Below are 26,103 nucleotides of genomic sequence, written 5' to 3'. Positions count from 1 at the left end.
CAGCCCATGACAACAGCAGCACAGCAAGCTACACGGAGGCAGCCAGCGCACATGAGCCGCAGCGAACCAGGAACAATCAGAACTGCTGCCGATCCCTATACCCTGCACCACGGGAGTATGGCATTCCAGGTGTTGCGGTATGAGTTGGATTTGGACTATAGCCTGGGCAGCAATAGGCTCAACGGCCGCGCGATGCTTCGTTGCATGGCGCTCGAAGACACAGACTCCGTGGTCCTGGATCTGGTGGGGTTGAAAGCTTCCAAGATCCTGGTGGACGGTAAGAAGGTGCCGAAATTCAGCCCTCGCGGCGAGCACCTTGTTGTCACCGTGAAGGACCGGTTGCGGGCTGGCCAGGCCTTCACTGTCGAGCTCCGCTACGACGGCAATCCGAAGCCGCGCCGGGGCCTGTGGGGCGAAGTCGGTTGGGAAGAGCTCAACGACGGCGTCTTGGTTGCGGGCCAGCCGAACGGCGCCGCTTCCTGGTTCCCGTGCAACGACCATCCGCGGCACAAGTCCAGCTATTTGATCAGCATAACCACCGACGACAACTACCGCGCCATATGCAACGGCCGCCTCGTCTCGCACAGCCGGAAATCAAGCCGTGAGACCTGGGTTTATGAGCAGAGCGAACCGATGGCCAGCTATCTCGCCACGGTTCAGATCGGCCGCTACCGGCTCCACCAGCTGAGCCCCTCACTCAACAGGGCCGACGCCGGGACGGCCCACCATGCCGAAGGCGCGCGGCACACTCCAGTGCCCCAGTTTGTTGCCGTCTCCCCTGGGTTGTTGTCCGAGGCCAAGGAAGGCCTGGCAAGGCAAACCGACATGATGCGCACTTTTGTGGAGTGTTTCGGTCCGTATCCCTTTGCGGAATATACGGCCGTGGTCACCGACGATGAACTCGAAATCCCCCTCGAGGCACAGACGCTCTCCATCTTCGGGCGCAACCACATGGAGCAATCGTGGGAGGCTCAGCGCCTGATCGCCCACGAGCTGTCCCACCAATGGTTCGGCAACTCGCTCACCGCGAGCAGTTGGCGGGATATCTGGCTGCACGAGGGTTTCGCTTGCTACGCCGAATGGATCTGGTCCGAAGAGGCCGGCGTCATGTCCCTCGCCAACCGGACGAGGGCCGCGTGGCGAAAGCTCGACGCCGGCGCCCAGGATCTGGTGATCGGCGACCCCGGGCCGGAGCGAATGTTCGATGACCGCGTCTACAAGCGCGGAGCACTGGCTCTCCATGCCATTCGTCGTGCATGCGGTGACACGGCGTTCTTCGGTTTGTTGCGGCATTGGACTGAGACCAAGCGTCATGGCTCGGTCTCCACGGCGGAATTCATCGTCACGGCCAATGCCTACGTTCCGGGGCTCGACGCCGCCAGCGTGCTGGAGCCCTGGCTGTACCAGGCAAGGCTCCCCGCTTTCAGCTAATCCACCGGCCCAGCTAAGGGGCAGCTAGCGCAACGGCAGCAGCCAGTCCGGCCGGAAGATCCTGGCTGTCGGCGCTGGCCGGGAGTTCGAGGTCCCATAACCCTGGCCTTTCCAGTACGTCGAGGGAATTCGGGTCCACCCTGAGCCCAACACCCGTCATCTTCAACCAGGCCTCCTTGCGAGCCCATAGTCGCGCCCGCTCCAGCGAACGGTGGCTGGCGTCCAGGGCATCGAGGTGGCGACGCTCACGCGCGGTCAGCGCGACGTCGCCGAAGCCGGCGAACTCCGTGCCTGCCGCGCTTTCCAGATCGGCTCCCAGCCGGAGGCCGGGTTCGGGATGTACGACGGCGGCAAACAGCACCCAGCCCGACGCCCGCGCGGCGCTGAGCACCAGCGGTGCGGGTCCGCCGTCGAGCAGGTATCCGGGCCGGCCATGCGCAATGTCCGGACCGGCGCCGCATTCCGGGCACTCATAGGCCGCTTGGAGTTTCGAGGCCGGGACACCCAAGAGGGCGGCAGCAAAGTTCTGCTGAGCCACCCTGGACGCCAGGAATTCCAGGCGCGCCTCGGGAGCCATTGCGTTTCCGCGAAGGATCTCGGCCGGAGACAACAAACCCGCCGCCATCTGCGCGATGGCGGCGGATTGCGCGGGTCCGAGGGGCTGGATGTGAACATCCAGCCCCTCGATCCCGGTGTTGATGCGGGTCAGCGCTGGACTGCTCCGAATCGCTCTGCGGCGACTGCGACGGCGGCCTCACGGGCCTCCGATGCCTCATCGGCCGTCAGTGTGCGGTCCGTGGCGCGGAATCGCAACCCGAAGGCGAGCGACTTCTTGCCATCCTCGATGCCCTGGCCGGCGTAGACATCGAACAATGCGACGTCTTCGAGCAGTTCTCCCGCACCTTCCCGGAGGGCAGCCAAGACGGCGTCCGCCGGAACGTCCCGCGGTACCACAAGGGCAACGTCCTGCGTGGCGACCGGGAAACCGGAGATGTGCTTGGCGACGATGACGTCCGGGGCGGCGTCGAAGAGCGCGTCCGCATTGAGCTCGAGAGCAACGGAACGGGCCGGCATGTCATGGGCAGCGAGCAGCTTCGGGTGTAGTTCGCCCGCGTAGCCCACGACGTCGCCGGAGCGGAGGGCCAACTGGGCGGCACGGCCCGGATGAAACGCCTGGTGGCTGCCCTGGCTGACCACGAGCTCCACGCCGAGGACGTCGCCGATGAGCCGGGCGACATCGAGGGCGTCTGCCCAGTCCCAGACACGCGGCGCGTGGGCCGCGGCAGCGGGGGAATCATGGCCGGTCAAAACAGCGGCGATGTGCAGCGGCTGGTCCGGGACGCCGTCGTACAGTCCGTCAAGTACCTCGTCGGACGGCTTGACACCCAGCGGAGGGATGGACGCCGTGCCCAGCTGCCCGTCGGGAAGGAACACCGAGCCGGCCTCGAAGAGGGCAAGGTCGCGGAACCCACGGGAGTGGTTGCGGCGGGCAACCTCGATCAGGCCGGGAAGAACGGAGGTACGCAGGTAGCCGTGTTCCTCACTGATCGGATTGGCCAGTTTGAGGGCGGTGCGTGCCGCGCCTTCCTCAGCGACCCCAAAGGTGTCATTGGACGACTTGGAGACGAACGGATACGAGAGGACCTCTGTCAGGCCCGAATCTGCGAGGGCCTGGACCACCCGGCGCTTTTGCTGCTGGGTCCGGGTCAAGCCGCGGCCCGGAGGGGCCACGGGCAGGGTGGCCGGGATGTTGTCATAGCCCACCAGCCTTGCGATTTCCTCGGAGAGGTCTTCCTTGGTTTCCAGATCATTGCGCCAACTCGGTGCCGTGACCACATAGGAGCCGCTCACCTCGCCCTTCAGGACGATGGCGCCCAGGTCCTTGAGGGAACCGGTGATCTGTTCTTCCGTGAAGTCGATGCCAATCCGGGAGGCCGCGTAGCCAACCGGCAACTCGATGGTCACCGGGTCGGGCGCGGTCCCGACGTCGGTCCCGGCTTCGTCAGCGGTGCCGCCTGCCAGTTCCACGAGGAGGTCAACGACGCGTTGGGCGGCAATGTTGGCAACCTGCCAATCCACGCCGCGCTCGAAGCGCTTGGACGCTTCTGACGGCAGCTTGTGCCGGCGACGGGACCGTGCGATCGAGACCTCATCGAAGTGCGCAGCTTCGACCAGGATGTTGGTGGTTGAATCGGAGACCTCCGTGTTGGCTCCGCCCATGACGCCGGCGATGCCGATTGCCCCGGAGCGGTCGGTGATCAGGAGGTCCTCGACGTCGAGCGCACGCACTTTGCCGTCAAGGGTGGTGATCTTCTCCCCTGCCACGGCGCGGCGGACCACGATGTCACCCGAGAGCTTGTCGAGGTCGTAGCAGTGGTTCGGCTGGCCGAGCTCGAGCATCACGTAGTTGGAAATGTCCACCGGCAACGAAATCGAGCGGATGCCGGCCAAACGCAGCCGGGAAACCATCCACGGCGGCGTGGGGCGGGTGGCGTCGACTCCGCGGACCGCGCGGGCCACGAAGCGGTCGCAACCGGGCTTGCCGTAAATCGGAGCGTCGTCGTTGAGCTTGACGCCGTAGCCGCCGGAGAGTGCCGCAGGGGCATTGACCTTGGCGGCCGGATCCGTGAAGACAGTTCCGGTGGCGTGGGCATATTCGCGGGCGACGCCACGGATCGAGAACGCATAACCGCGGTCCGGGGTGACGTTGATTTCGGCGGCTTCGTCGTAGAGGCCAAGCAACGTCATGGCGTCAGCGCCGACCTCGGGATCCAGGCCGATGCGGGAGAGCACCAAGATGCCGTCGTGGTCCTCGCCGATGCCGAGTTCGCGTACCGAGGCGATCATGCCCGCAGACAGGTGCCCATAGGTCTTGCGGGCGGAAATGTGGAAGTCCCCCGGGAGTACGGCCCCAGGAAGGGTAACAACTACCTTGTCTCCCTCGACGAAGTTGTGGGCACCGCAAATGATGCCCTGCACGCCGGAGGGGTCGATGCCCTCACCGGGGAGGGTCTGCTCCTGCCCCTCGGGGACCACGCGGACCTGGCACCAATTGATGGTCTTGCCGTTGCTCTGCGGTTCCTTGACCAGGCTCAGGACCTGGCCCACCACGATTGGACCCTTGAGTTCGTCCGTGGGGCGGTGGACGGCTTCTTCTTCAAAACCGACCTTGACGAGTTCCGCCATGACGTCTTCGGCCGTGGCGTCGGCCGGAACCTGCGCGAATTCACGCAACCAGGAAAGTGGGATACGCACTGTTAGATCTCCATCCCGAAGTGCTCGCTGAAACGTACATCGCCTTCGATCATGTCGCGCATGTCGCCGACCTCGTTGCGGAACATGAGCGTGCGCTCGATGCCCATGCCGAAGGCAAAACCTGAATACTCGTCCGGGTCGATGCCCGCAGCGCGCAGGACGTTGGGATTGACCATGCCGCAGCCGCCCCATTCGATCCAGCGGGGGCCGCCCTTGGCGCCGGGGTGCCAAATGTCCAGTTCCGCCGACGGCTCCGTGAACGGGAAATAGTTGGGACGCAGGCGAATCTGCGCCTCGTCACCGAACATCTGCCGTGCGAAGTGCTCCAAAGTGCCGCGGAGGTCCGCCATGCTCAGTTTCTTGTCGATGGCCAGGCCCTCGAACTGATGGAACACGGGCGTGTGGGTGGCATCGAGTTCGTCGGTGCGGAATACCTTGCCGGGGCACAGCACGTAGATGGGCACGTCGCGCTCCAGCATGGAACGGACTTGCACCGGGGAGGTGTGCGTGCGCATGAGCAGGTGCGCCTCGGGAGGTTCCACGAAGAAGGTGTCCTGCATTTCGCGGGCAGGGTGGTCCGGCTTGAAGTTCAGGGCGTCGAAGTTGAACCACTCGGATTCGACCTCCGGGCCCTCGGCGATTTCCCAACCCATGCCGACGAAAATGTCCGCCACGCGATCCTGCAGCGTGGACAGGGGGTGGCGGGCACCCGCGCGGCGTCGCCTCGGTGCTGCCGTGACGTCGACGGTTTCCTCCACGAGGATACGGGCGTCGTTTTCGGCTTCGAGCACAGCGGTCCGTGCTGCGAGCGCCTGGTTGACGCGGCCGCGCGAGGAGCCCATGAGCTTACCGGCGGCGGCCTTCTGTTCCTTGGCCAGGCCACCGATTTCACGGTTGGCAAGGCTCAAGGGCGACTTCTCGCCGGTGTGCGCCAAGCGGACGGCCTTGAGTTCTTCGAGGGAGGATGCAGCGGCAATCGCGGCGACTGCTTCCTCAACGGCAGCGGTGATGGCGGCTTCATCCAGAGGATTCGGGATGGCAGCGCCCGGCAAAGTGTCAGTCATCTACTGTTCTTAGCTACGAGTCGGAAATGGTCTTCACCCGGCGGGGCCATGGCAAAGGCAGGAGCAATGCTCGCCAGACGCGTCCGGCGGGCACTAACCCCCAGTCTAGTTGAAGGCTTCGGCCCGGATTTAACCCGTGACGCAGGGGCATCGTTCGCCGGCGGCGCAGCTAGCATGGCCTCATGACACCGGTCCGGACCATTACTGTCACCGGGGAGGGAACAGCCGAAGCCGTTCCCGACCTTCTCACGCTGACGCTCGCCGTCGAGGTCAGGCGTGATGCCGCCGGAGCGGCCTATGACGACGCCGGAGAGGTGACTTCGGCGGTCACTGATGCCTTGCGCGGGCACGGGGTCGCTGAGCGTGACCTGCGGACCAGCGGCCTCAATCTGCGGGCGGAACTCGTCTGGGCCGAAAACCAGGGGCAAAAGGTCACTGGATATGTTGCATCAACCACCTTGGTTGCCCGGGTCAGCCCGCCGTCTGCGGCCCCGGTCGCCATATCCGCGGCCGTCGCTGCAGGTGGCGACACCCTCCGCATCAATGGGATCGAACAAGGATTCACGGATTCGTCGGCCGTTGCAGCGCGGGCGCAGGAGGCCGCGTGGCGGGAGGCCGAGGCGAAAGCCGCCCGGTTTGCGGCACTCGCCGGCGCCCGGCTAGGCCAGGTCTTGTCTATCGATCAGCGGCCAGAGCGTGGGTTGCCCGTGCCGATGATGGGTGACATGAAGCGCGCCGTTGCCGCCCAGGGCGTGGCCATCGAAACAGGATCCGTGGCAGTTTCGGCGAGCGTGGTGGTGCAGTGGGAGCTGGAGTCTGCGGAGCGCAGCGCCGGCTGATCCAGCTCTCCTAGTGGATGGCTCCCGCGGACAGCTTCGCGTCCACGGGAGCATCGAGAGCGGTACGAACGACGACGGCGATCCCCTCTCCCATGTCCCGCGCGGCCATGGATGGTGCGGCACTCCCCCGAGGCAGTTGGGCTTCGTCGTAGGGAACGTGGATGAAGCCGCCGCGGGCTTGTGCCGCGACGGCGGCACTCGAGAGTTCGTGCATCAGGGTATAGAACACGTGGTTGCATACATAGGTTCCAGCCGTCTGTGAGACCTCCGCGCGGATTCCCGCGATCTGCAACGCCCGGAGCGCAGACTTCACCGGCAGGGTACTGAAGTACGCCGCAGGACCCGCCGGAATGACAGGTTCGTCGATGGGCCGGTTTCCCGCATTGTCCGGAATTCTGGCGTCATCGCAGTTGATGGCCACCCTCTCCAAGGAGAGCCGATCGCGGCCGCCGGCAAGCCCCACGCAGATGATCAGTTCCGGCCGCAGCCGCCCGATGGCCTCCCGCAGAACGGCAGCGGATTCACCGAAAACGCAGGGTAGCTCGAGCGCCTCAACCTCATGCCCTTCAGCGCGCAAAATTTCCCTCGCCAAGAGGACGGCGGTCCACGAAGGATTGCTGGAGTCGCCGCCGAAAGGCTCGAATCCCGTCAGCAGAATCATGAACCCACCCTAGCAACAGCTGACCCGGCGTCCAGGTCCCAGCTCCGATCTTTCGGCAGGCCTTGACAACCGTTCGAACATATATTCGAATGGAGGCCATGAGATGGGACGCACAAGCACTTTCACCACAACGTGGTCCGGCACCCGGAGACAACAGCAACAGTGTCCTGTCCGGAGCCGCCCCAGCTCCGGACGCCCTGCTGCCGCTGGCCGGGCTTCTGCGTTCCGTCTCAACCCCCGAATTCTCCGGAGTCACCTTTCATGAGGTCACCGCCAAATCGGTGCTCAACAAGGTGGCGTCCGGTTCCCAAATGCCCTTCGAATGGACCGTCAACCCATACCGCGGATGCAGCCATGCCTGCGTCTACTGCTTCGCCCGCAAGAGCCACACCTATCTGGAGTTCGACGCCGGACACGATTTCGATTCCCAGGTGATAGTGAAGATCAACGCGGCAGAAGTCTTGCGCAAGGAACTCTCCAAGCCGTCTTGGGGACACCATCATGTCGCCCTGGGCACCAACACGGATCCATACCAGCGGGCCGAGGGCCGTTACCAACTGATGCCTGGAATCATCCGCGCCTTGGCTGATTCCGGCACGCCGTTCTCCGTCCTCACCAAGGGAACCCTGCTGGGCCGCGACATCCCCCTGCTCAAGCACGCTTCCAGCCAGGTACCCGTGGATTTGGGCATCTCCTTGGCCATGACAGACGAAACCCTCGCCTCGGCTGTCGAGCCGGGGACCCCGGCACCCCGCGCCAGGCTCAAACTCATCCACCGGTTGCGCGAGGCAGGCCTGCCCTGCGGAGTCATGGCCATGCCTATCCTGCCTTGGCTAACGGACAGCGATGACGCCTTGGAGTCTCTCTTCACGGCCCTGTCCGGGGCTGGCGCCACGGGAGTCACTGCCGGGGCGTTGTACCTGAAGCCGGGCACCCGCGAATGGTTCATGCAGTGGCTGGCGGCCAACCACGCCGGCCTCGTGGGCAAGTATCGGCGTCTCTACGGCCAAGGCTCGTATGCCTCGAAGGAATACAGGACCTGGCTGAGCGGCCGCATCAACTACTTCAAGGCCCGCCACGGCTTTTCAGGGAGCAACGGTTTCAGCCACAGGAACGCCGCTGCAGGCAAGGAAGCGGCTGCTTCCCTCCCACCGGCTGGCCAGCCGACGCTTTTCTAGCCAAGCAGCCCTGAATCCACCCGTTCCAGCAAGGCCCGGACGATCGGCAGGTCAGCGGGAATCCAAGGCAACGCGAACGCCTCGTCGCCGCTACCAAGGGGGACCCAGCGAAGTTCATCGTGGTCCTGGAGCGGACGCGGTTCGCCGTCGAGCAGTTCAGCGAACCACACCCTCATCACAGCCCGCTCGTTCAAGGGCCACCCGGCATCGTCGTCCGCCGCCACTTCGGCCCCGAGCCGGACGGTGATCCCGAGTTCTTCGATCAATTCCCGGTGCAGCGCGTCTTCGAAGGACTCTCCGGCCTCGAGCTTGCCGCCCGGGAACTCCCACATTCCGGCGAATTGCGGCGGAGCGCTGCGCCGGGCGACCAGCAACCGGCTCGGGTTTTCAAGAGAATCGACGACGGCGGCGCCCGCCACACTTATCAGTCCAGTCACCGCAACAGTCTATTGGCCGCGCGCCCAGGGATCCTGCCTATGGAAGTTGTCACATACAGGGACATTCGCCGGAGTCTCCCACTAAGCTTGAAAGTCGGATTTAATCCCGTTCGTGCGGCCTCCCGCTCACCCCCAGAAACAGGACAATGACCACCACCGCAGTCAGCAAGACCTCCAAAAAGACCGGAAGCCGCCACGTGGCCCTGGCCATCTTTGCCCTCGCCATGGGTGGATTCGCCATAGGGACCACGGAATTCACCATGATGGGCTTGCTCAAGGAGATCGAGCAGGGACTCAACATCAGCACTCCCGAGGCCGGGAACCTGATTTCCGCCTACGCTTTGGGCGTAGTAGTGGGTGCGCCGATCTTCGCGGCGCTGGGCGCCCGGCTCCCACGCAAGCAACTTGCCCTGGGACTCATGCTGTTCCTGTCCATAGCGAACCTGACGTCCTTCATTGCACCGGACTATGGAACCATGCTGATCACGAGGTTTGCGTCGGGACTGCCCCATGGCGCTTTCTTCGGGATCGCTGCTGTGATCGCAGCGAGCCTGGTTGCCCCCACCAAGCGTGGGTGGGCGATCTCGATGGTTATGGGCGGGCTCACTATCGCCAACGTTATCGGCGTTCCCGCTGCCACCTGGCTTGGTCAGACCTTCGGTTGGCGCTTGCTCTTCGTGGTGGTGGGCATCATCGGTTTGGCCACCAGTGTGCTGCTCTGGAAGTTCGTCCCCTTTGAGCCCGTGCACCCCGAGGCGAGCATTCGCCGGGAACTTGGCGCCCTCAAACGCATCCAGGTCTGGCTGGCACTGCTTATCGGAATCATCGGTTTTGGCGGCTTCTTCGCCACCTATACCTACATCGCCCACACCATGACATCCGTGGCCGGCATCCCGCAGTCGCTGATACCCCTGGTGGTGGCCCTCTACGGACTCGGCATGGTGGCCGGAAACATCCTGGGCGGCCGGATCGCCGACAAGTCAGTCATGGGAACCATCTACCGGGTCCTTCCGGCAATCGCGCTGGCCTTGATTGTCTACGCCATCGCTGCCCACTGGGCGTGGTCGGCATTCATCATGGTGTTCATCGTGGGCGGCATCGGCTCCATGCTCGTTCCACCCTTGCAGACCCGGCTCCTCGACGCTTCGCCCGACGCACCGTCTCTTGCTTCTTCGCTCAACCATTCCGCGCTCAACATCGCGAACGCCCTTGGCGCGTTCCTCGGCGGCGTGGTCATCGCATGGGGTTGGGGTTACGTGGCCCCGGCCCTCGTTGGCGCTGTCCTGGCGGTCCTGGGCCTTGGCGTCGCCGGCATTAGTGGCTGGTTGGAACGCAAGAAGCCGCTGGCTGCGTAGGCGGTGGGCTGCTTAGACCTGGACCCGCTCGACGTCGGGCTCAAGGTAGATGACCCGCGCGATTGGCACAGCCGTACGGATCCGCACTTCGGCGTCGTCGATTGCCTTCGCGATGGCCTGGCCGGTATCGGCAACGCCCACACTGATCTTCGCCGCAACCAGCAATTCTTCCGGACCCAAGTGCATGGTCTTGAGGTGGATGATGCGCGTGCCATCGGACTCAATGGCTTCCGTGATGCGGGTGTTGTCCTCTTTGGTGGCTGATTCACCAAGCAGCAAGGACTTGGTTTCCACCGCGAGCACTACGGCGATTGCCACGAGAAGCAGGCCGATCATCCCCGTGCCCGCAGCATCCCACAAGCCGTTGCCCGTGATGAGGGTCAGGCTCACGCCGAACAGCGCGAAGACGAGGCCCAGGAGGGCTCCGAAATCCTCCAAGAGGATCACGGGCAACTCCGGTTGCTTGGCATTGCGGATGAACTTGATCCAGCTTTGGTTGCCACGCAAAGGATTGGACTCGTGGATTGCGGTGCGGAAAGAGAACGACTCCGCCACGATCGCACCGAGCAGCACAGCCAGCGGCACCCACCAGAAATCGCCTTCAATGGCATGCGGGTGCTGGAACTTCTCCCAGGATTCGTAGAGCGCGAAAAGGCCGCCAACGCTGAACAGCACGATCGAGACGATAAAGGCGTATATGTAACGCTCACGGCCATAGCCAAACGGGTGTTCGGGACTCGCCGCCCGTTGTGCCCGCTTCCCGCCAAGCAGCAGGAGCAACTGGTTGCCGGAGTCGGCCACGGAGTGGATCGCCTCCGCCAACATGGACGATGACATGGTCAGGACGAATGCGACGAACTTGAGCACGGCAATCGCCAGGTTGGCACCCAATGCCGCCACGATTGCCTTGCTACCGCCATTTGCAGCCACGAAAGCTCCACTTCTTCTTCGGTTCAGGGGATGTGAGTGAATTGCCGGAACGGACCGCTGCGTCGCCTTCCTTCAAGCAATACCGTACCTTGCCGAAATTGTCAGGAAGCCTGCTGGGAGCGTGCGCTGGCGTAGAGGCAGACAGTAGCTGCCGTGCCGAGGTTCAAGCTTTCAGCCGAGCCGTAGACGGGTACCGCAACACGATGGTCTGCGAGTGCCAGTTCGGAGTCTGAAAGCCCTTGTGCTTCGTTGCCGAATAACCAGGCCGTCGGAGCCTCGAGTGCGTAGTCAGAGTGAGCTACCGACGCGCCTAGCCGGCGTGCGGCGTTCTCATCCTGAAGCTTGTCCAGATTGAGGGTGCCGTAACCGTCCGCCGCCAGAATCCCGATGCCGCGCTCCTTGAAGAGGGCAACGAGCTCCTCGACGTCCGCACCCAGGACAACCGGCAAATGGAAGAGGGAGCCTGCGGTGGACCGCACAGCCTTGGGGTTGTAAATATCCACGCTGGAGGCCGTCAGGACCACAGCATCCGCTCCGGCAGCATCGGCGGCCCTCAGCACTGTTCCCGCGTTGCCAGGGTCCCGCACCTGGCACATGACGGCGATCAGCCGCGGGCCGGAGTCGAGCACCGATTCAAGGCTCACGTCCACAAAACTGCAGACGGCCACAATGCCCTGGGGATTGACGGTGTCCGCCATGGCGGCCAGGACATCGTCATTCGCCAGCCGCAAGGCAACGCCATCGGCGAGCTCGGCCAGTTCAGGGAGCCGGTCCAGGCAACTTTCGCTTGCGTAAACTTCGTGCACGACGCCGGCCTCCCCCGCCGTCGTCCGCTCCCGATGCAGGACCAGTGCCTCCCGAACCGCTTGGGGGCCCTCCGCGAGGAACCTGCCCCGCTTTAAACGGGCCGGGCGCCCTGCAAGCTTTGCGACATCCCTGACCCGATCAGCTCGGGGGTTGGACATCGGAAGTTCTTGCGGGCGCCCGGTTTCGTTCATATAAAGAACTTTAGTGGCTATTGCCACTGTCCCTTGAACTGCGGTTACGCGTTCTACTCAGCAGCCTCAGCGGCCGGCTTCTTCGCAGCCTTGGCCTTGGGAGCCTTGGCAGCGGATTCTTCCTCGGACACGGAAGCCTTGACGGACGGAGCAGCCTTGGCAGCCGCAGAAGTCTTCGCAGCAGCTTCGGCCTTGACGGCCGGAGCGGAGGTGTCGGCAGGCAGGGAGTCCTTGGCAACCTGGACCAGCGCGGCGAAAGCGTTGGCGTCAGAAACGGCCAGCTCTGCCAGCATGCGGCGGTCAACCTCGACCTCAGCGGCTTTCAGGCCCTGGATCAAGCGGTTGTAGGTCAGGCCATTGGCGCGGGATGCAGCGTTGATGCGCTGGATCCACAGGCGACGGAAGTCGCCCTTCTTCTTGCGGCGGTCGCCGTAGCTGTACACAAACGAGTGCAGCAGCTGCTCTTTTGCCTTGCGGTACAGGCGAGACCGCTGACCGCGGTAACCCTTGGCCCGTTCAAGGACAACCCGACGCTTCTTGTGGGCGTTTACCGCCCGCTTCACACGTGCCACGTGCGTACTCCTTCAAAATTCTTATCCCAAGCTGCTACTGCCGGAAACCCGGCCGGCCTGAGAAGGCTTTGGTGTAGTCGGCGGCTACCGGATGGCAGCAACCAGAAAACTTGGAACTTAGATGCCGAGCATCTTCCTGATGACCTTGGCATCGCCCTTGAAGACGATCTTGTCGCCGGCAAGGCGACGGGTCAGGGTGGAGGACTTGTGCTCCAGGTAGTGGCGGCGGTTGGCCTGCTGACGCTTCAGCTTGCCGGTACCGGTCAGCTTGAAGCGCTTCTTAGCACCACTGTGGGTCTTCATCTTCGGCATGGGAACCGATCTCCTTACGTATCCGCAGACTGGGTCCGCAGTTCTTTCGTGCGACCACCCCATAGGGGGTGACCGCTGCTTTCGTGCCGGGCGGAGGGGATGCCTCCTGCGGCGTGACTAGTTGGTCTTGCGTGCTGCCGGCTTGGGAGCAACCTTGGGGGCTGCCGGTCGAGCTGCAGGCTTCGGAATCGCAGGCTTGGCCATCGGCTTCGGCACCGGTGTAGCAGCAGGCTTGGGGGCAGCCGGCACAACGGGCTTCGAAGCTGCCTGCTCAGGAGCCTTTGCCGGCGCCGGTGCCTTTGCCGGCGCGGGTGCGGCAACTGGAGCTGCTTGGACAACGGGAGCCTCTTCGACAACCGGCGTCTCTTCGACAACCGGCGTCTCTTCGACAACCTGCGTCTCTTCGACGGCAACCGCTACCTCAACAACAGGAGCAGCCTCTTCAGCTTCGGCAACCTCGGCCTCAACGGATTCCGGCGCAGTTTCCGCTGCCACCGTGTCCTCGGCCTGGTTTTCCTCTACCTGGGTCAGGAGTTCCGCCGGAACCAGGTCCGCGAGGGATTGCGTCAAGGGAGCATCCTCGCCTGAAAGGTCGATCCGGCCAGCTGCCTTGGCTTCATTCTGGGCTTTGGCTTCTGCGCGCTGCGCCGCACGGCGGGCCTCGGCCTTTGCCTCGGCCTTGTTCTTCAGCGGGCCGATCACCATGACCATGTTGCGGCCATCGATGCGCGGGCTGGACTCAATCACGCCAACTTCGGCAACGTCCTCAGCGAAGCGCTGCAACAGACGGATGCCCATTTCGGGGCGCTGCTGCTCACGTCCACGGAACTGGATCATGGCCTTCACCTTGTCCCCTGCGCCCAGGAAGCGAAGCGCGTGTCCGCGCTTGGTCTCATAGTCGTGGGTATCGATCTTCAGGCGGAAGCGGATTTCCTTCAGAACCGTGTTGGTCTGGTTCTTGCGGGCCTCACGGGCTTTGACAGCGGCTTCGTACTTGTACTTACCGAAGTCCATCAGCTTGCACACCGGAGGCTTGGCCTGCGGTGCAACTTCAACGAGATCCAGATCAGCCTCGGCAGCAAGACGCAGGGCGTCCTCGATACGGACGATTCCAACCTGTTCGCCGGCAGGGCCGACCAAACGCACCTCGGGGACGCGGATACGCTCATTGATTCTTGGCTCGCTAATGTCAAAGCTCCTGTTGTTGTGATGAGTATTCCACCGGCAAATAGAGAAGGCCCCCAATTGCTGGCGCAATCGAAGGCCTCGAAAGATCGGATACAGCCCCTCGATGGAGGCGTTCGCACCATCCAAGGCTTACCTTGAACGGTGTCCGACCAGGTACCCGGCAACTTACATCCCCGAAGGGAAACGGCTGACGCGGGTGGGAGAGAACTCCGCTTGCGAACTGAAAACCAATTCTACAGAAATCGTCCGCCAACCGCACATTAACGATGGGTGGCCGAATTCTGCGTGAGCCATAGAAAAATGGCGACTTCCAGTCGGTCTGTGACAAGCTTACCAGCATGAGCACTTCAGACAGCAATTCCCTCGACCATGAGCCCACCGGTACTGATGCCGGAGTGGGCCAGCAGATCCGCGACATTTCGGAAGTTCCCGCTGTTGAGGTCATCACCACCGGCGCCGTTCACCTCATGAGCGCAGCGGCTGTCAAGGTGGGCTTGGCCGACGACCCCGAGGCTGAGGAGCTAAAGGACCTGGACGAAGCCCGCAAGCTGATCACCGCCTTGGCCGGGCTAGTTACGGCCGCTGCACCGGAAATCGGTTCACAGCATGCCGGCCCCTTGCGCGATGGCCTGCGTTCCCTCCAGCTCGCATTCCGCGAAGCTTCGCTGATCCCGGACGAGCCAGGCAAGGGCCCGGGCGAAAAGTTCACCGGCCCGGTCAACTGACCCGGACTCAGCTGTTAGACCGCGACGGCGGGCTGGCCTTCCTGGCCAGCCCGCCGTCGTCGTATCCTGGCGGTTTAGGCGCCATAGCCCCGCTAGCGGCGCAACTCAGTTAACGGGATCCCCCGCGCCGGCCCGGGCGATGGTCATGATCCGGCGCCGACGCAGCTGGAGGAACAGCCCGGCAAGGCACAGCACCACTCCCGCTGTCCCGATGGCGACGAATCCTGCCCATGGCCCCACGCCGTCGATAAAAAGCCCGGCGACCGGCGAACCGAAGGCCACGCCCGCAGTCAGGGCCGAGCCATACCAGCCCATTGCCTCGCCGCGCCGGTCCTCATCCACGATGTCTGCGACCTTTTCAGAGGCTGCAGACAGCACCGGCGCGCAAAGCAGACCCGGTAGAAGGGACAACAAGGCAAGGGTCCACGTGTCCCCGGCGAAGCCCATCGGAATAGTGAGGGCCGCCATGCCCAGCAGGAGCAGGATCGGCGAGACGGGCCGGTGCATCGCGCCGTAAATGAGTCCGCCGACTACCGATGAGGCGCACCAGAAGAAGAAAACAATCCCGATCTCGCTCTCATGGCCGCCGCGCTGCAATACCGCCACGATTCCGACGTCGGTTCCGCTCAGGACCATGCCGGATCCTGCGGCAACGGCGAAAACCGCGGCCACTGCCGCAGTGAACCATGTGAAGTTCCTCGCCATCTTTCCCCGCAGTCCGGAAGGCTGGGAAACCGCGTGGGCCATCTCCGAAGCAGCCTCCTGCAGATGGGCCGGAGCCGATGCCACAACAGCAGCTTCGGCAGCATGGAGCTCGTCGGCGTCGCGGTCAGCCGTTTGGCTGGCATCCAGGACATCATCGCTGCGGGTGGGCGGGTTGAACCACAGAAGGAACAGCCCGGCGGCCGACGTGCAGACGCCCACGATGGTCAGGCCGAGGACGGTGAACCCGCTCGTGGCCACAACCGCGCCCACTGCGGGGCCGATCATGAAGACCACTTCGGTGGCAATCGAGTCCAAGGCGTACGCGGAGCGCCGTTGCTCACCATCTACCAGGACGCCGAGCGACTGGCGGATGACACTGAAGATCGGCAGCGTCAGCAGGCCACCGACAAAGACGAGCGGGAGGATCCATTCGTAGCTCACGTGCGGGACAACGGACCAAATGACCAGCTCCGAGACCACGGAAGGGATGAGCGCCTTGCGCAGGCCGACAGTGTCCACGCGTCGGCCTCGCCACGGAGCGCCAATCGCGATGCCGATGGTGAATACCGCGGCGGCAGCACCGGCGGCAGCGTATCCCTTGCCCAAGGTCAGCACGATGTGCAGGATGAGCAGAACCCCTGCTGCCGAGTGCGGTATTCGGGCAACCATGCCCACCAGCAGGAGGCGCCGCACGGACGTGATGGACAGCATCTCCCGGTAGAGAGAGAAATTCACGAGCTACATCCCCTGTTCTGCCGACGGCAGGACAAGGACGTTCCCCCCGTGCCTTCGGCTACTGTGCCGCCCGCTGCAAGCTGACTTCGATCGAGTCAACCCGCTCGGCGAACAATTCGTTCTGCGCCCAACGCTCGTTGAGCCCGGAGACCAGATGCTGGATCGCAGCGGCATCCAGGCCGTCTTCGAGGTACAGCACCACGCGCAGTTCTGGTCCCGGTCCCCCGCCGGCCATGGTCGATCCATCTGCCGTAAGCGAAGCTACCCCGGCACCTGGCCGGATCTCAAGGCGCCGCACGGCCGGGTAAGTCCCTGCCAAGGAATTGAGAGCAGCCTCCAGTTCATCATCAAGGTACGACGGCGTCCAGTCGCGCTGCTGCGCCAGTGACCACATAGCAGGCCGGCGCACCACGAAGGTGACATCCGAACCCGGATCGATGACGAGCAGCTGCGCTCCCTCCGAGACGGCAGACAGCGCCGCCCGGGCTGCATATACGGCTACGGGACGAGCGTGCGGGTGCCAGGCTTCCAGGGCGGCGGCCGACGTGAAGACAGGCATGGCCGTGCGGCCATCCGGCGCTTTCAATGTCACCAGCGCCATGTCGGCCTGCTTGTCCGCGTGGCGACCATCCACGCCCTCGGCTTCCTCAGCGAGCTGGGCCACCACCGGGACAAAAACCCTGGCCGTTGCCAACGAAGTCACCACTCCGGCTTCGCTTCCTGTGCCGGCAAGGAGGGCCGAGACTGCGGCGAGGTACCCGGCGTCGGCAGTTCCGTCGTCGTCCTCGAAATTGTGGATGTTGGCGGCATCACCGCTCAGGTTCCGGCCCGCCCAGGGCTGGCCGGCAGAGTCGCCCGATCCCCCGGCACCTGCAAGGGCCGCCGCGATGTGCCCGGGCAATTGCCGCAGGGCCGGGGTTGAAGCCTTGCCGGCAGCTGGGGACTGTGGATCCTGGGACATCAGCGGCGGCCGGCGACGTCTAGCGCTTCCGGGAGGGTGAAAGCACCGGCGTACAGCGCCTTCCCAACGATCGCTCCTTCAACGCCGAGCGGCACGAGCTCCCTCAGGACCCGCAGGTCTTCCAAGCTTGAGATGCCGCCGGACGCAACCACCGGCTTGCCCGTCTTTTCCACCATCTGGCGCAAGAGTTCGACGTTGGGACCCTGAAGGGTTCCGTCTTTCGTGACGTCGGTGACCACGTAGCGGGCGCAGCCAGCGTCTTCAAGGCGCGCCAGCACCTCCCAGAGGTCTCCGCCTTCTTTGGTCCAGCCGCGGCCCGCGAGCGTTGTGCCGCGGACATCGAGCCCGACGGCGATCTTGTCACCGAAGCGGTTGATGGCCCGGCGGGTCCATTCCGGGTTCTCCAAGGCGGCAGTACCGAGGTTCACGCGGGCGACGCCGAGCTCCAGCGCACGCTCAAGCGACTCGTCGTCCCGCAGTCCTCCCGAGAGTTCCACCTTGACGTTCAGTTGCGAGACAACCTCGCTGATGAGGTCAGCGTTGTTGCCGCGGCCAAAAGCAGCGTCCAGGTCCACCATGTGGACCCACTCGGCGCCGGCGTTCTCCCAGTTCAGAGCTGCTTCCAGCGGGGTGCCGTAACTGGTCTCGGAGCCGGCTTCTCCTTGAAGGAGACGGACGGCCTGGCCGTCCACGATGTCGACGGCGGGCAGGAGTTCCAGAACGGGCAGTTCGGAAGCGGTGGTCATTGAAGTCCTTGGTGTTGTGGGGACGGGCGCTAGTTGCCCGGCAAGTCAGTTGGCAGGCAGCGTGAAGAGGTAGGCGGCGAGCAGGGCCATGCCGGCTAGCACGTAAAACGAGATGGAAACCCAAGCTGGACGCTTTTGCTGGCGGAAGGAAATGCCTCCGCCAACCAGCAAACCGGCGAGGCCCATGAAAATGATTGACCACATGTCAGGCAGTGGCTCCGGTCTCGGCCACCGGAGAGTGCGGCCCCAGGCTCTCAACCCAGTTGCGCAAGAGCCGTGCTCCGGCGTCGCCGGACTTCTCCGGGTGGAATTGGGTAGCACACAGGGGACCGTTCTCGACGGCGGCGATGAACGGGGCGCCGTGTTCGGACCAAGTCACCTTCGGCGGCGCCATGCGGGGCTGGACGACGTCGAATTCCCATTTTTGCACTCCATAGGAGTGCACAAAGTAGAACCGTTCGTGCTCGACGCCGGCGAACAGCTTTGAGCCTTCCGGCACGTCCACGGTGTTCCAGCCCATGTGCGGGACAACGGACGCAGGCAGGAGCTCCACCTTGCCGGGCCACTCGCCCATGCCTTCGGCCTCGGTTCCATGCTCCACGCCCGCCTCGAACAGGACCTGGAGCCCAACGCAGATGCCCAGGACGGGCCGGCCGCCGGCAACGCGACGACCGATCATCCGGATGGCGTCCACCGCCTTAAGCTCGCGCATGACCGTCTCGAAAGCACCGACGCCCGGGACCAAAAGGCCGTCGGCGTTCAGGACGTCTTCAGGCTTGGCGCTCAGCGTGACATCCGCGCCGGCACGTTCAAGCGCCCGAACGGCAGAGCGGACATTTCCCGAACCATAGTCCAGGACAGTTACTGTCGGTTTTCCCTCGGGCGAGACAATGCGGCTTGCAGCCTTCGGGTCCACGATGGCGCCATCCTTGAGGATGTGGGTACTCACAAGGCACCCTTCGTGGACGGAATGCCTTCGACACGGGGGTCGGACTCAACGGCAGTACGGAGCGCACGGGCGAAGGCCTTGAACTGGGCCTCCACGATGTGGTGCGGATCCCGGCCAGCCAGGACGTTCATGTGGAGGCAGATGCCGGCGTGGAGGGTGATCGCCTCAAAGACGTGGCGCGTCAGCGAACCGGTGAAGTGGCCACCAATCAGGTGGTATTCCTGGCCGGCGGGCTCTCCACCGTGGACCAAGTAAGGACGTCCGGAAACGTCGACGACGGCGTGGGCAAGTGCTTCATCCAACGGAACGGTTGCCTCACCGAAGCGGCGGATGCCGGCCTTGTTGCCCAGCGCGGTGCGCAGCACCTCACCGAAGGTGATGGCAACGTCCTCCACCGTGTGGTGGGCGTCGATGTGAGTGTCCCCAGTAGCCTTGACGGTCATGTCGATGAGCGAGTGCTTGCAGAGGGCCGTCAGCATGTGGTCGTAGAAGGGCACCGTGGTGCTGATGTCCGAGACCCCGGTGCCGTCGAGGTTGATTTCAACCAGGACGGAGGACTCACTGGTGGTGCGTTCCATGCGGGCTGTCCGGGCGGCCGCCGCGCTGGCGCCGTTTTCGCTCATTGAGATGTCCTTAGGAGGAAGGAGTGGTGGGACCGGTTCAAGTCTAGGCCGGTGCGGCGACTTGGCCGTCCAGCAAGGCTTCGAGCGCCTCGAGGAAGGCGGTGGTCTCCGGCTCGGTACCGGCCGTGACCCGGAGGTGGCCCGGTATGCCGACATCGCGGATGAGGACTCCACGCTCCAGCAGGCCTTGCCACAAAGCGTGCGGGTTCTTGAGTCCACCGAAGAACACATAGTTGGAGTCCGAAGCGGCCGGCTTGAGCCCCATCCGGGTCAACTCGTTCACAATGCGGTCCCGCTGGATCTTGATGTCTTCGACGTCCGCCATGAGGGCCTCGCGGTGCCGCAACGCGGCCAGCGCGGTTGCTTGGGTGATCGCTGAGAGGTGATACGGGAGGCGGACCAAACGGATGGCGTCGGCAACCTCGGGGGCCGCTGCCATGTAGCCGATGCGAGCACCAGCGAGGGCGAAGGCTTTGCTCATGGTCCGGGAAACGATGAGACGCTCACGGCCAGGAAGGAGCGTCAACGCGCTCGGAGTGTTGTCGTGGGCGAACTCGTGGTACGCCTCGTCCACGATAACAATCGCCTGGCTAGCTTCTCCGGCCTCGTAGACGGCCTCGACGACGTCAAGGCTAAGCCCAGTGCCGGTGGGGTTGTTCGGAGAACACAGGAACACGACGTTCGGTTGGAGCTCGCGAACCTGTGCCGCGGCCGAGGCTGCGTCAAGGCCATAGTCTTCAGCCCGAACCCCGGCGATGTATGCGGTGTCCGTCCCACTGGCGAGCAGGGGGTACATGGAATACGTGGGCGGGAAGCCAAGTGCGGTGCGTCCCGGGCCGCCGAAGGCCTGGAGGATCTGCTGCAGAACCTCATTGGAGCCGTTGGCTGCCCAGATGTTCTCGGCAGCCATTCCGTGGCCCAGGTACTCGGCGAGGGCCTCACGCAATTCGGTGAACTCGCGGTCCGGGTAGCGATTCAGTCCCGTGGCGGCCGCCGCCACGGCTTCGGTGATGGCCGCTTGGACATCCGCGGGCACGCCATGGGTGTTTTCATTGACGTTGAGCAAAATCGGAACATCAAGCTGCGGCGCGCCATAGGGGCTCAGGCCGCGCAGGTTGGTCCGGAGGGGAAGTCGGTCAAGTCGCTCAAGCTGGTCACTCACCATCCCAGTTTAAGGTGCCGCGGCTGATGCCCTGAAACTGTGACGGCCAAGCGCCCGCTCAAAGGACCTGTTAGCGCGTTCAGAGTTGCGGCTAAGTGGCAGGAATGAACAGTTGCTGGCCCGGCACGATGTGGCCGTCCTGCAGGTTGTTCAGCTGGATAATTTCGGCAACGACGTCGCGCGGATCCCGGGAAGGTGCAGCAGTTCCGGCAATCCCCCATAACGACTGGCCGGTTTGCACCGTGACACTGATGGTGGAGGTGGGCTGCAGCTGGGCCGCTGAATCTGCAGCCTTGGCCGGCGAATTCAGAAATCCCGCCAGACTCAGCAGCGCTGCAACCAAGAGCATTGCTGGAACACCGAAGAAGACCATGCGGCCCCGGCGGGTCAAGCGAAGCCGGCCCGGTGCCGTACGGCGGCCCGACGGGTGGTTGATGGTAATAGCGGACATGAGCTGAGCCCTTCTGAACAATGCCGCGTTCCGGAATCTCTGGAGTGCGGCTGCCAATTCTTGCCTTCAGTCAGTGATTGCAGGGCGGTTGTTCGTTCATGTCTTCGAACGATTCGAACGAACACCCGGACCTGTTGCACTTTTATAGAACACATATTCGAACCTTGCTATGACATTTTTAGCACTTATCAACGAACGATGTCGAGACTCGCTAGAACAAATGTTTGATAAACGCCTGTGCCTGCCCTACGTTTGAGTGAAGAAACAAGCACTGAATCAGTGCAACAGGAGGGTCTGACATTTCAGGCCAACAGTCCCGGCAAGCGCCTCAGCGCAGATCGGGCGGAACGGAAGGGCGTTGGCGAACATGGCAGCGAAAGCCACTGGCAGCGGATCGGCCTCACCGCGGAGCCAGCAGCCGCAGAAGGCTCCCAAGAGCCTGACCGTCCGCCAAAAGAAGATCCTGGAGACCATCCAGCGTTCAGTGAACGATCACGGCTACCCGCCGTCGATGCGCGAAATCGGAGACACTGTTGGCCTGGCCAGCTTGTCCAGCGTCACGCACCAGTTGTCGCAGCTCGAAAAGCTCGGCTATCTTCGTCGCGATCCCAAGCGTCCGCGGGCGATGGAAGTCCTCATGCCATTGACCTTGGATGGCGGCTCTGTCATACCGGGCGTTGAAGCGCCGTCTAAACTCCGCAGCGCAGGCGGCTTGGCCGTCACTGAGCTTGCCAGTGCCAGCGATACGGCCATGGTGCCCCTCGTTGGCCGCATCGCCGCTGGTGGACCCATCTTGGCGGATCAGACAGTTGAGGACGTTCTGCCGCTGCCCCGCCAGTTGGTAGGCCATGGCGAGCTCTTCATGCTGAAGGTCGCCGGTGATTCCATGATCGACGCCGCCATCTGCGACGGAGACTGGGTAGTAGTAAGGCGCCAGAGTGATGCCATCAACGGCGACATCGTGGCAGCCCTCCTGGACGACGAAGCCACCGTCAAGACCTTCCGTCAGCGTGATGGCCACACCTGGCTGCTCCCCCAGAACACCCAGTACGAACCCATTCTGGGCGACCACGCCACGATCATGGGCAAGGTCGTCTCGGTGCTGCGCTCACTTTAGGACGCGCCCGCTCTAAGACAAGCTCGCTTCTAGGACATCCGCTTCAGGCCTTGGCTGACTCGGCGTAAAGCCGTTCGAGCGCGCCCCGGACCACTGTACGGTCGGTGGTAGCCCAGAAGGGCGGCAAGGCTGCCCGGAGGAAGTTGCCGTAGCGCTCCGTCGAAAGCCGTGAATCAAGTACTGCCACCACGCCTTTGTCACCGTTCGAACGGATGAGACGGCCGGCGCCCTGGGCAAGCCGGATGGCCGCGTGCGTGGCAGACACCGCCATGAAACCATTGCCTCCGGCCTGCGCTACGGCGCGGGACCGTGCTGTCATCAGGGGATCGTCAGGACGCGGGAACGGGATCCGGTCAATGACCACCAACCGGCATGAACCGCCCGGAACGTCGACGCCTTGCCAAAGGGACATGGTGCCGAATAGACAGGTGTCGTCCTCCTCGGCAAACTGCCTGACCAGCGCGGCCATGGTCGACTCACCCTGGCAGAGGATCTCGACGTCCAAGCGCGACCGCATCGCATCGGCGGCTTCCTCCGCTGCCCGTCGGGAAGAAAAGAGGCACAAGGCTCCGCCGTGGGAGGCCTTGATGAGCTCTTCAAGTTCGTCAAGTGCCTCGGGCGAGGTGCCTCGTCCGGGCTTAGGCAGATGCCTGGCAACGTACAGCATGCCCTGCTTGGGGTAATCGAAAGGCGAGCCGACGTCCACGCCAGTCCAGCTCGGAGCGCCTTGCCCGGTCAGTCCCAGCCCTCCCGCAGTGGCCTCGAAAGCGGAACCAATAGCCAAGGTGGCGGAGGTCAACACCACGGTATGGCCCGCGAAGAGCCCTTCCCGGAGCCGAGCTGCGACGCTGAGCGGGGCGATATTGATGAGCGCAGGTGATTCCTCATCCGGCGCCGTGTACCCCTGCTGCGGATCAAAAGTGCTGTTCCGCGAGAGCCACACAACTTCCCTGTTTTCCCGGGCCGCGAGCAGGCGTTCACACAGTTCCAGGATCAGCATCAGCCGCGAGCGCGCGAGCTGGCGTCCGCCGTCCACCGCGTTGGACGAATCACCCTTCGAATCGGACAGGGCCGCGCGGCAGGCTTCCCGGAGCTGGCCCACGCAATCCAGCTGTTCGTCGTTGAGCCCGTTGGGCAGCAGGCCGGAAGGCGCGCCGGCAATTGCAAGCTCAAGGCGGTCCGCGGCGGCGTTCAGTGCGTCCACGGTGATGGCTGTGTGTTTGCGGGCGCTGGACGCGGCAGCATGGATCATTGCCACGGACAGCTGCCCCGAAACTGCACCAGTGACGCGGTCCTGGAGCTCGTGGGCCTCGTCGACCACCACGACGTCGTACTCTGGCAGCACGGCCAGGCCTTCGAAGGCGCTGACGGCGAGCATCGCATGGTTGGTGACTACGACGTCGGATTCCGCGGCGCGGTGGCGGGCCAGCTCGCTGAAGCATTCCTCCGCCATCGGACACTTTTGCGCCCCTAGGCACTCCATGGACGTGACGGACACCTGGCGCCAGGCCCGGTCCGTGACCCCCGGCATGAGTTCGTCGCGATCTCCGGTCACGGTCTTCCCGGCCCACTCCCGCAGCCTCAGCACTTCTTTGCCGAGCTGAGACGAGGGCCCGCCGATCGCGGCCGCGAGATGGGGAACGCTGGTGTCCTCGCCGAGGGAGAACAACTGCCCTTCGGCAGGTTCCTCGCTGGGAAATCCGCCCTCCAACTTGTGCCTGCACACATAATTGGCCCGGCCCTTGACCAACGCGATGCTAACAGGCCGCTCCAGCTCTGGATTGATGGTTTCCAGGAGCCGCGGCAGGTCCCGGCCCACGATCTGCGTCTGGAGGGCGAGGGTGGCCGTGGACACGAGCGCAGGTTTGTTGCTCTCCATCGCGTGCGCGATCAAGGGAATCAAGTACGCGAGGGACTTGCCTGTGCCCGTTCCTGCCTGCACCAGAAGGTGCTCACCGGTCTCGATCGCCCGTGCCACGTGTTTGGCCATCTGGTGCTGGCCCGCGCGGTTTTGGCCACCCATACCTGCGACTGCTTTGTCCAGGAGTTCAAGGGCGGTCCGTTCACCCACGGTTTCGCCGCGTTCCCCCGCTTCCGGATCAACCATTGCTGACGAACGACTCCAACTCGGCGGCCAGGTTCTCATGGACCATGGCTACCACTCGGGTGCCTTCTTCCTCGTGCTCGAGGCTCAGGATTTCGGCGTCGGTGTTGTGCAGCTTGTTGATGAGCTCCCCACGGTTGTACGGAATCAGAACCTCAAGGCGCACACCGGGACGCGGAATGGCCGTGCTGATGGCGCCAAGAAGCTCGGCGATGCCCTGTCCTGTGCGGGTAGACACCACCACATGGCGTGGCTCTTTCTGCTTGAGCCTCTCGACAACGAACGGATCGGCGACGTCTGCCTTGTTCAAGACGATGATTTCCGGGATTTTCCGGGCATCCACTTCGCTGAAGACCGTCCGGACGGCCGCGATCTGGCCCTCCGGATCCGGGTGCGAGGCGTCCACAACATGGAGGATCAGATCGGCGTCGGCTACCTCTTCCAGCGTGGAGCGGAACGCCTCCACGAGCTGGGTGGGCATCGAACGCACGAAGCCCACCGTGTCCGATAGCGTGTAGCCGATCCCGTCCGGGGTCTGGGCTTTGCGGACCGTTGGATCCAGCGTGGCGAACAGGGCGTTCTCCACGAGGACGCCCGCGTCCGTCAGGCGGTTGAGAAGGGAGGACTTTCCCGCGTTGGTGTAGCCGGCGATGGCGACCGAAGGAACGGCATTACGACGGCGGTTGGCCCGTTTGGTCTCGCGGGCTGGCTTCATCGCGGCGATTTCACGCCGCAGCTTGGCCATCCGCGTGCGGATTCGACGACGGTCCAGTTCGATCTTGGTTTCACCGGGACCTCGCGAACCCATGCCTGCTCCGGCACCGCCCACCTGGCCACCGGCCTGGCGGGACATGGAATCGCCCCAGCCACGCAGGCGCGGCAACAGGTATTCCAGCTGCGCCAGTTCGACTTGGGCCTTGCCTTCGCGGCTTTTCGCATGCTGCGCGAAAATATCGAGGATCAACGTGGTGCGGTCCACCACCTTGACCTTGACGATGTCCTCAAGGCCGCGGCGCTGGGACGGCGCCAATTCGGCGTCGACCACCACGGTGTCCGCACCGGTGGACGACACGATGTCCTTGAGCTCCAGGGCCTTGCCTGAGCCAAGGAAGGTGCCGGGGTCCGGCTTCATGCGCCGCTGGACGATTCCATCCAGGACTTCGGAGCCAGCAGTCTCGGCCAGCGCTGCGAGTTCCCTCAAGGAGTTCTCGGCGTCGGCCAGGGTGCCTTCGGTCCAGAGGCCTGCCAGCACCACGCGCTCAAGGCGCAGCTGCCGGTATTCAACCTCGGTGACGTCTTCAAGTTCCGTGGACAGACCCGCGGTGCGGCGCAGGGCCCGGCGCTCGGCCAGATCCTCTTGGTCGCCGTCGTAGATGCTGTGTTCTTCGTCCAGGCGGGAAATCGCCTGGGCCTTGCCAAACACGCCCCTGGGTTCGTCGCTTTCCTGCACTATGGCCGGTGCGTCCTTGGAGAGAATCCGGTCGATGACAGCCTGGATTTCTTCAGGACTCATGTCCTGGGCGTCGGAATCGGGTCCGGTGTTCTTCTGCGTGGTCATGGTCTCCTTTAGGGGTTCGGCATTTCCAGAATAGTGCCGATTCGGTT

At 63.9% G+C, this 26,103-nt stretch carries 26 protein-coding genes; 6 read left to right on the top strand and 20 right to left on the bottom strand.

Features of this window, described 5'->3' with window-relative positions:
• The first annotated feature begins 51 nt into the window (after positions 1-51).
• On the top strand, positions 52-1,431 hold the full coding sequence (locus LFT43_RS07120; RefSeq protein ID WP_395801811.1) for a M1 family metallopeptidase: 1,380 nt from the start codon (positions 52-54) through the stop codon (positions 1,429-1,431).
• A gap of 13 nt (positions 1,432-1,444) precedes the next feature.
• On the opposite strand, the gene LFT43_RS07115 is transcribed toward LFT43_RS07120, so the two are convergent.
• The 3 genes from LFT43_RS07115 to pheS form a co-directional block, all read right to left on the bottom strand.
• Positions 1,445-2,008 (bottom strand): 4'-phosphopantetheinyl transferase family protein, encoded by a 564-nt coding sequence (locus LFT43_RS07115; RefSeq protein WP_395801810.1) that lies wholly within the window; start codon positions 2,006-2,008, stop codon positions 1,445-1,447.
• A 128-nt stretch (positions 2,009-2,136) separates the two neighbouring features.
• Positions 2,137-4,686: a phenylalanine--tRNA ligase subunit beta gene (gene pheT, locus LFT43_RS07110; protein ID WP_395801809.1), complete on the bottom strand. Its 2,550-nt coding sequence runs from the start codon at positions 4,684-4,686 to the stop codon at positions 2,137-2,139.
• A gap of 2 nt (positions 4,687-4,688) precedes the next feature.
• Positions 4,689-5,750, bottom strand: coding sequence for a phenylalanine--tRNA ligase subunit alpha (pheS, locus tag LFT43_RS07105; protein ID WP_265978332.1), 1,062 nt, complete (start codon positions 5,748-5,750; stop codon positions 4,689-4,691).
• Between the two features lie 182 nt (positions 5,751-5,932).
• On the opposite strand from pheS, the gene LFT43_RS07100 reads away from it, so the two are divergent.
• Positions 5,933-6,589 (top strand): SIMPL domain-containing protein, encoded by a 657-nt coding sequence (locus tag LFT43_RS07100; protein WP_395801808.1) that lies wholly within the window; start codon positions 5,933-5,935, stop codon positions 6,587-6,589.
• Between the two features lie 10 nt (positions 6,590-6,599).
• Here the strand turns inward: LFT43_RS07100 and pcp are convergent, their stop codons facing one another.
• Complete coding sequence (pcp, locus tag LFT43_RS07095) at positions 6,600-7,250, bottom strand: pyroglutamyl-peptidase I (protein ID WP_395801807.1); 651 nt, start codon at positions 7,248-7,250, stop codon at positions 6,600-6,602.
• 98 nt (positions 7,251-7,348) lie between these two features.
• On the opposite strand from pcp, the gene LFT43_RS07090 reads away from it, so the two are divergent.
• A complete protein-coding gene (locus LFT43_RS07090; protein WP_395801806.1) occupies positions 7,349-8,428 on the top strand; it encodes an Rv2578c family radical SAM protein in 1,080 nt (359 codons plus the stop codon).
• Here the strand turns inward: LFT43_RS07090 and LFT43_RS07085 are convergent.
• Positions 8,425-8,865, bottom strand: coding sequence for a (deoxy)nucleoside triphosphate pyrophosphohydrolase (locus LFT43_RS07085; RefSeq protein WP_395801805.1), 441 nt, complete (start codon positions 8,863-8,865; stop codon positions 8,425-8,427). The genes LFT43_RS07090 and LFT43_RS07085 overlap by 4 nt on opposite strands.
• 146 nt (positions 8,866-9,011) lie before the next feature.
• On the opposite strand from LFT43_RS07085, the gene LFT43_RS07080 reads away from it, so the two are divergent.
• A complete protein-coding gene (locus LFT43_RS07080) occupies positions 9,012-10,220 on the top strand; it encodes an MFS transporter (RefSeq protein ID WP_395801804.1) in 1,209 nt (402 codons plus the stop codon).
• A 12-nt stretch (positions 10,221-10,232) separates the two neighbouring features.
• Here LFT43_RS07080 and LFT43_RS07075 read toward each other — a convergent pair whose 3' ends face one another.
• The 5 genes from LFT43_RS07075 to infC form a co-directional block, all read right to left on the bottom strand.
• Positions 10,233-11,150, bottom strand: a complete 918-nt coding sequence (locus LFT43_RS07075) for a cation diffusion facilitator family transporter (protein ID WP_395801803.1) — start codon at positions 11,148-11,150, stop codon at positions 10,233-10,235.
• A gap of 101 nt (positions 11,151-11,251) precedes the next feature.
• Positions 11,252-12,148 (bottom strand): TrmH family RNA methyltransferase, encoded by an 897-nt coding sequence (locus LFT43_RS07070; RefSeq protein WP_395801802.1) that lies wholly within the window; start codon positions 12,146-12,148, stop codon positions 11,252-11,254.
• Between the two features lie 53 nt (positions 12,149-12,201).
• Positions 12,202-12,720 carry a 50S ribosomal protein L20 gene (gene rplT / locus LFT43_RS07065; RefSeq protein ID WP_395801801.1) on the bottom strand — a complete coding sequence of 173 codons (519 nt, stop codon included), beginning with the start codon at positions 12,718-12,720 and terminating at the stop codon, positions 12,202-12,204.
• Between the two features lie 117 nt (positions 12,721-12,837).
• Positions 12,838-13,032 (bottom strand): 50S ribosomal protein L35, encoded by a 195-nt coding sequence (gene rpmI / locus LFT43_RS07060; protein ID WP_265978344.1) that lies wholly within the window; start codon positions 13,030-13,032, stop codon positions 12,838-12,840.
• A 117-nt stretch (positions 13,033-13,149) separates the two neighbouring features.
• Entirely contained in the window at positions 13,150-14,178 is a 1,029-nt protein-coding gene (gene infC, locus LFT43_RS07055) for a translation initiation factor IF-3 (RefSeq protein ID WP_395801800.1), read from the bottom strand.
• Between the two features lie 380 nt (positions 14,179-14,558).
• On the opposite strand from infC, the gene LFT43_RS07050 reads away from it, so the two are divergent.
• Entirely contained in the window at positions 14,559-14,945 is a 387-nt protein-coding gene (locus LFT43_RS07050) for a DUF1844 domain-containing protein (RefSeq protein WP_078105657.1), read from the top strand.
• Positions 14,946-15,050: 105 nt separating this feature from the next.
• Here LFT43_RS07050 and LFT43_RS07045 read toward each other — a convergent pair whose 3' ends face one another.
• From LFT43_RS07045 to LFT43_RS07010, 8 genes are all read right to left on the bottom strand, one after another.
• Positions 15,051-16,385: an MFS transporter gene (locus LFT43_RS07045; protein WP_395801799.1), complete on the bottom strand. Its 1,335-nt coding sequence runs from the start codon at positions 16,383-16,385 to the stop codon at positions 15,051-15,053.
• A gap of 58 nt (positions 16,386-16,443) precedes the next feature.
• Positions 16,444-17,346, bottom strand: coding sequence for an SseB family protein (locus LFT43_RS07040; RefSeq protein ID WP_395801798.1), 903 nt, complete (start codon positions 17,344-17,346; stop codon positions 16,444-16,446).
• Positions 17,346-18,092: a bifunctional 1-(5-phosphoribosyl)-5-((5-phosphoribosylamino)methylideneamino)imidazole-4-carboxamide isomerase/phosphoribosylanthranilate isomerase PriA gene (gene priA, locus LFT43_RS07035; RefSeq protein WP_395801797.1), complete on the bottom strand. Its 747-nt coding sequence runs from the start codon at positions 18,090-18,092 to the stop codon at positions 17,346-17,348. The genes LFT43_RS07040 and priA overlap by 1 nt, the downstream gene beginning before the upstream one ends.
• Before the next feature lie 45 nt (positions 18,093-18,137).
• Positions 18,138-18,296: a hypothetical protein gene (locus LFT43_RS07030; RefSeq protein WP_395801796.1), complete on the bottom strand. Its 159-nt coding sequence runs from the start codon at positions 18,294-18,296 to the stop codon at positions 18,138-18,140.
• 1 nt (position 18,297) lies between these two features.
• Positions 18,298-19,041: an imidazole glycerol phosphate synthase subunit HisH gene (gene hisH / locus LFT43_RS07025; RefSeq protein ID WP_395801795.1), complete on the bottom strand. Its 744-nt coding sequence runs from the start codon at positions 19,039-19,041 to the stop codon at positions 18,298-18,300.
• Complete coding sequence (gene hisB, locus LFT43_RS07020; RefSeq protein WP_395801794.1) at positions 19,038-19,664, bottom strand: imidazoleglycerol-phosphate dehydratase HisB; 627 nt, start codon at positions 19,662-19,664, stop codon at positions 19,038-19,040. Before hisB ends, hisH begins: the two co-directional genes overlap by 4 nt.
• Before the next feature lie 43 nt (positions 19,665-19,707).
• Positions 19,708-20,826 (bottom strand): histidinol-phosphate transaminase, encoded by a 1,119-nt coding sequence (locus LFT43_RS07015; RefSeq protein WP_395801793.1) that lies wholly within the window; start codon positions 20,824-20,826, stop codon positions 19,708-19,710.
• A 91-nt stretch (positions 20,827-20,917) separates the two neighbouring features.
• Positions 20,918-21,277 carry a LysM peptidoglycan-binding domain-containing protein gene (locus LFT43_RS07010; RefSeq protein ID WP_395801792.1) on the bottom strand — a complete coding sequence of 120 codons (360 nt, stop codon included), beginning with the start codon at positions 21,275-21,277 and terminating at the stop codon, positions 20,918-20,920.
• 367 nt (positions 21,278-21,644) lie between these two features.
• On the opposite strand from LFT43_RS07010, the gene lexA reads away from it, so the two are divergent.
• Complete coding sequence (gene lexA, locus LFT43_RS07005) at positions 21,645-22,394, top strand: transcriptional repressor LexA (RefSeq protein ID WP_395801791.1); 750 nt, start codon at positions 21,645-21,647, stop codon at positions 22,392-22,394.
• Between the two features lie 43 nt (positions 22,395-22,437).
• Here lexA and LFT43_RS07000 read toward each other — a convergent pair whose 3' ends face one another.
• Both LFT43_RS07000 and hflX read right to left on the bottom strand, forming a co-directional pair.
• A complete protein-coding gene (locus LFT43_RS07000; protein ID WP_395801790.1) occupies positions 22,438-24,501 on the bottom strand; it encodes an ATP-dependent DNA helicase in 2,064 nt (687 codons plus the stop codon).
• Entirely contained in the window at positions 24,494-26,056 is a 1,563-nt protein-coding gene (gene hflX, locus LFT43_RS06995; protein WP_395801789.1) for a GTPase HflX, read from the bottom strand. Before hflX ends, LFT43_RS07000 begins: the two co-directional genes overlap by 8 nt.
• Positions 26,057-26,103: the final 47 nt, after the last annotated feature.

The organism is Arthrobacter sp. FW306-04-A, assembly GCF_044358315.1.
In the GTDB taxonomy this organism is placed as follows: Bacteria; Actinomycetota; Actinomycetes; order Actinomycetales; family Micrococcaceae; genus Arthrobacter.
Note: the sequence above shows the minus strand (reverse complement) of the source record. Positions and strands in the feature narration are given on the sequence as shown.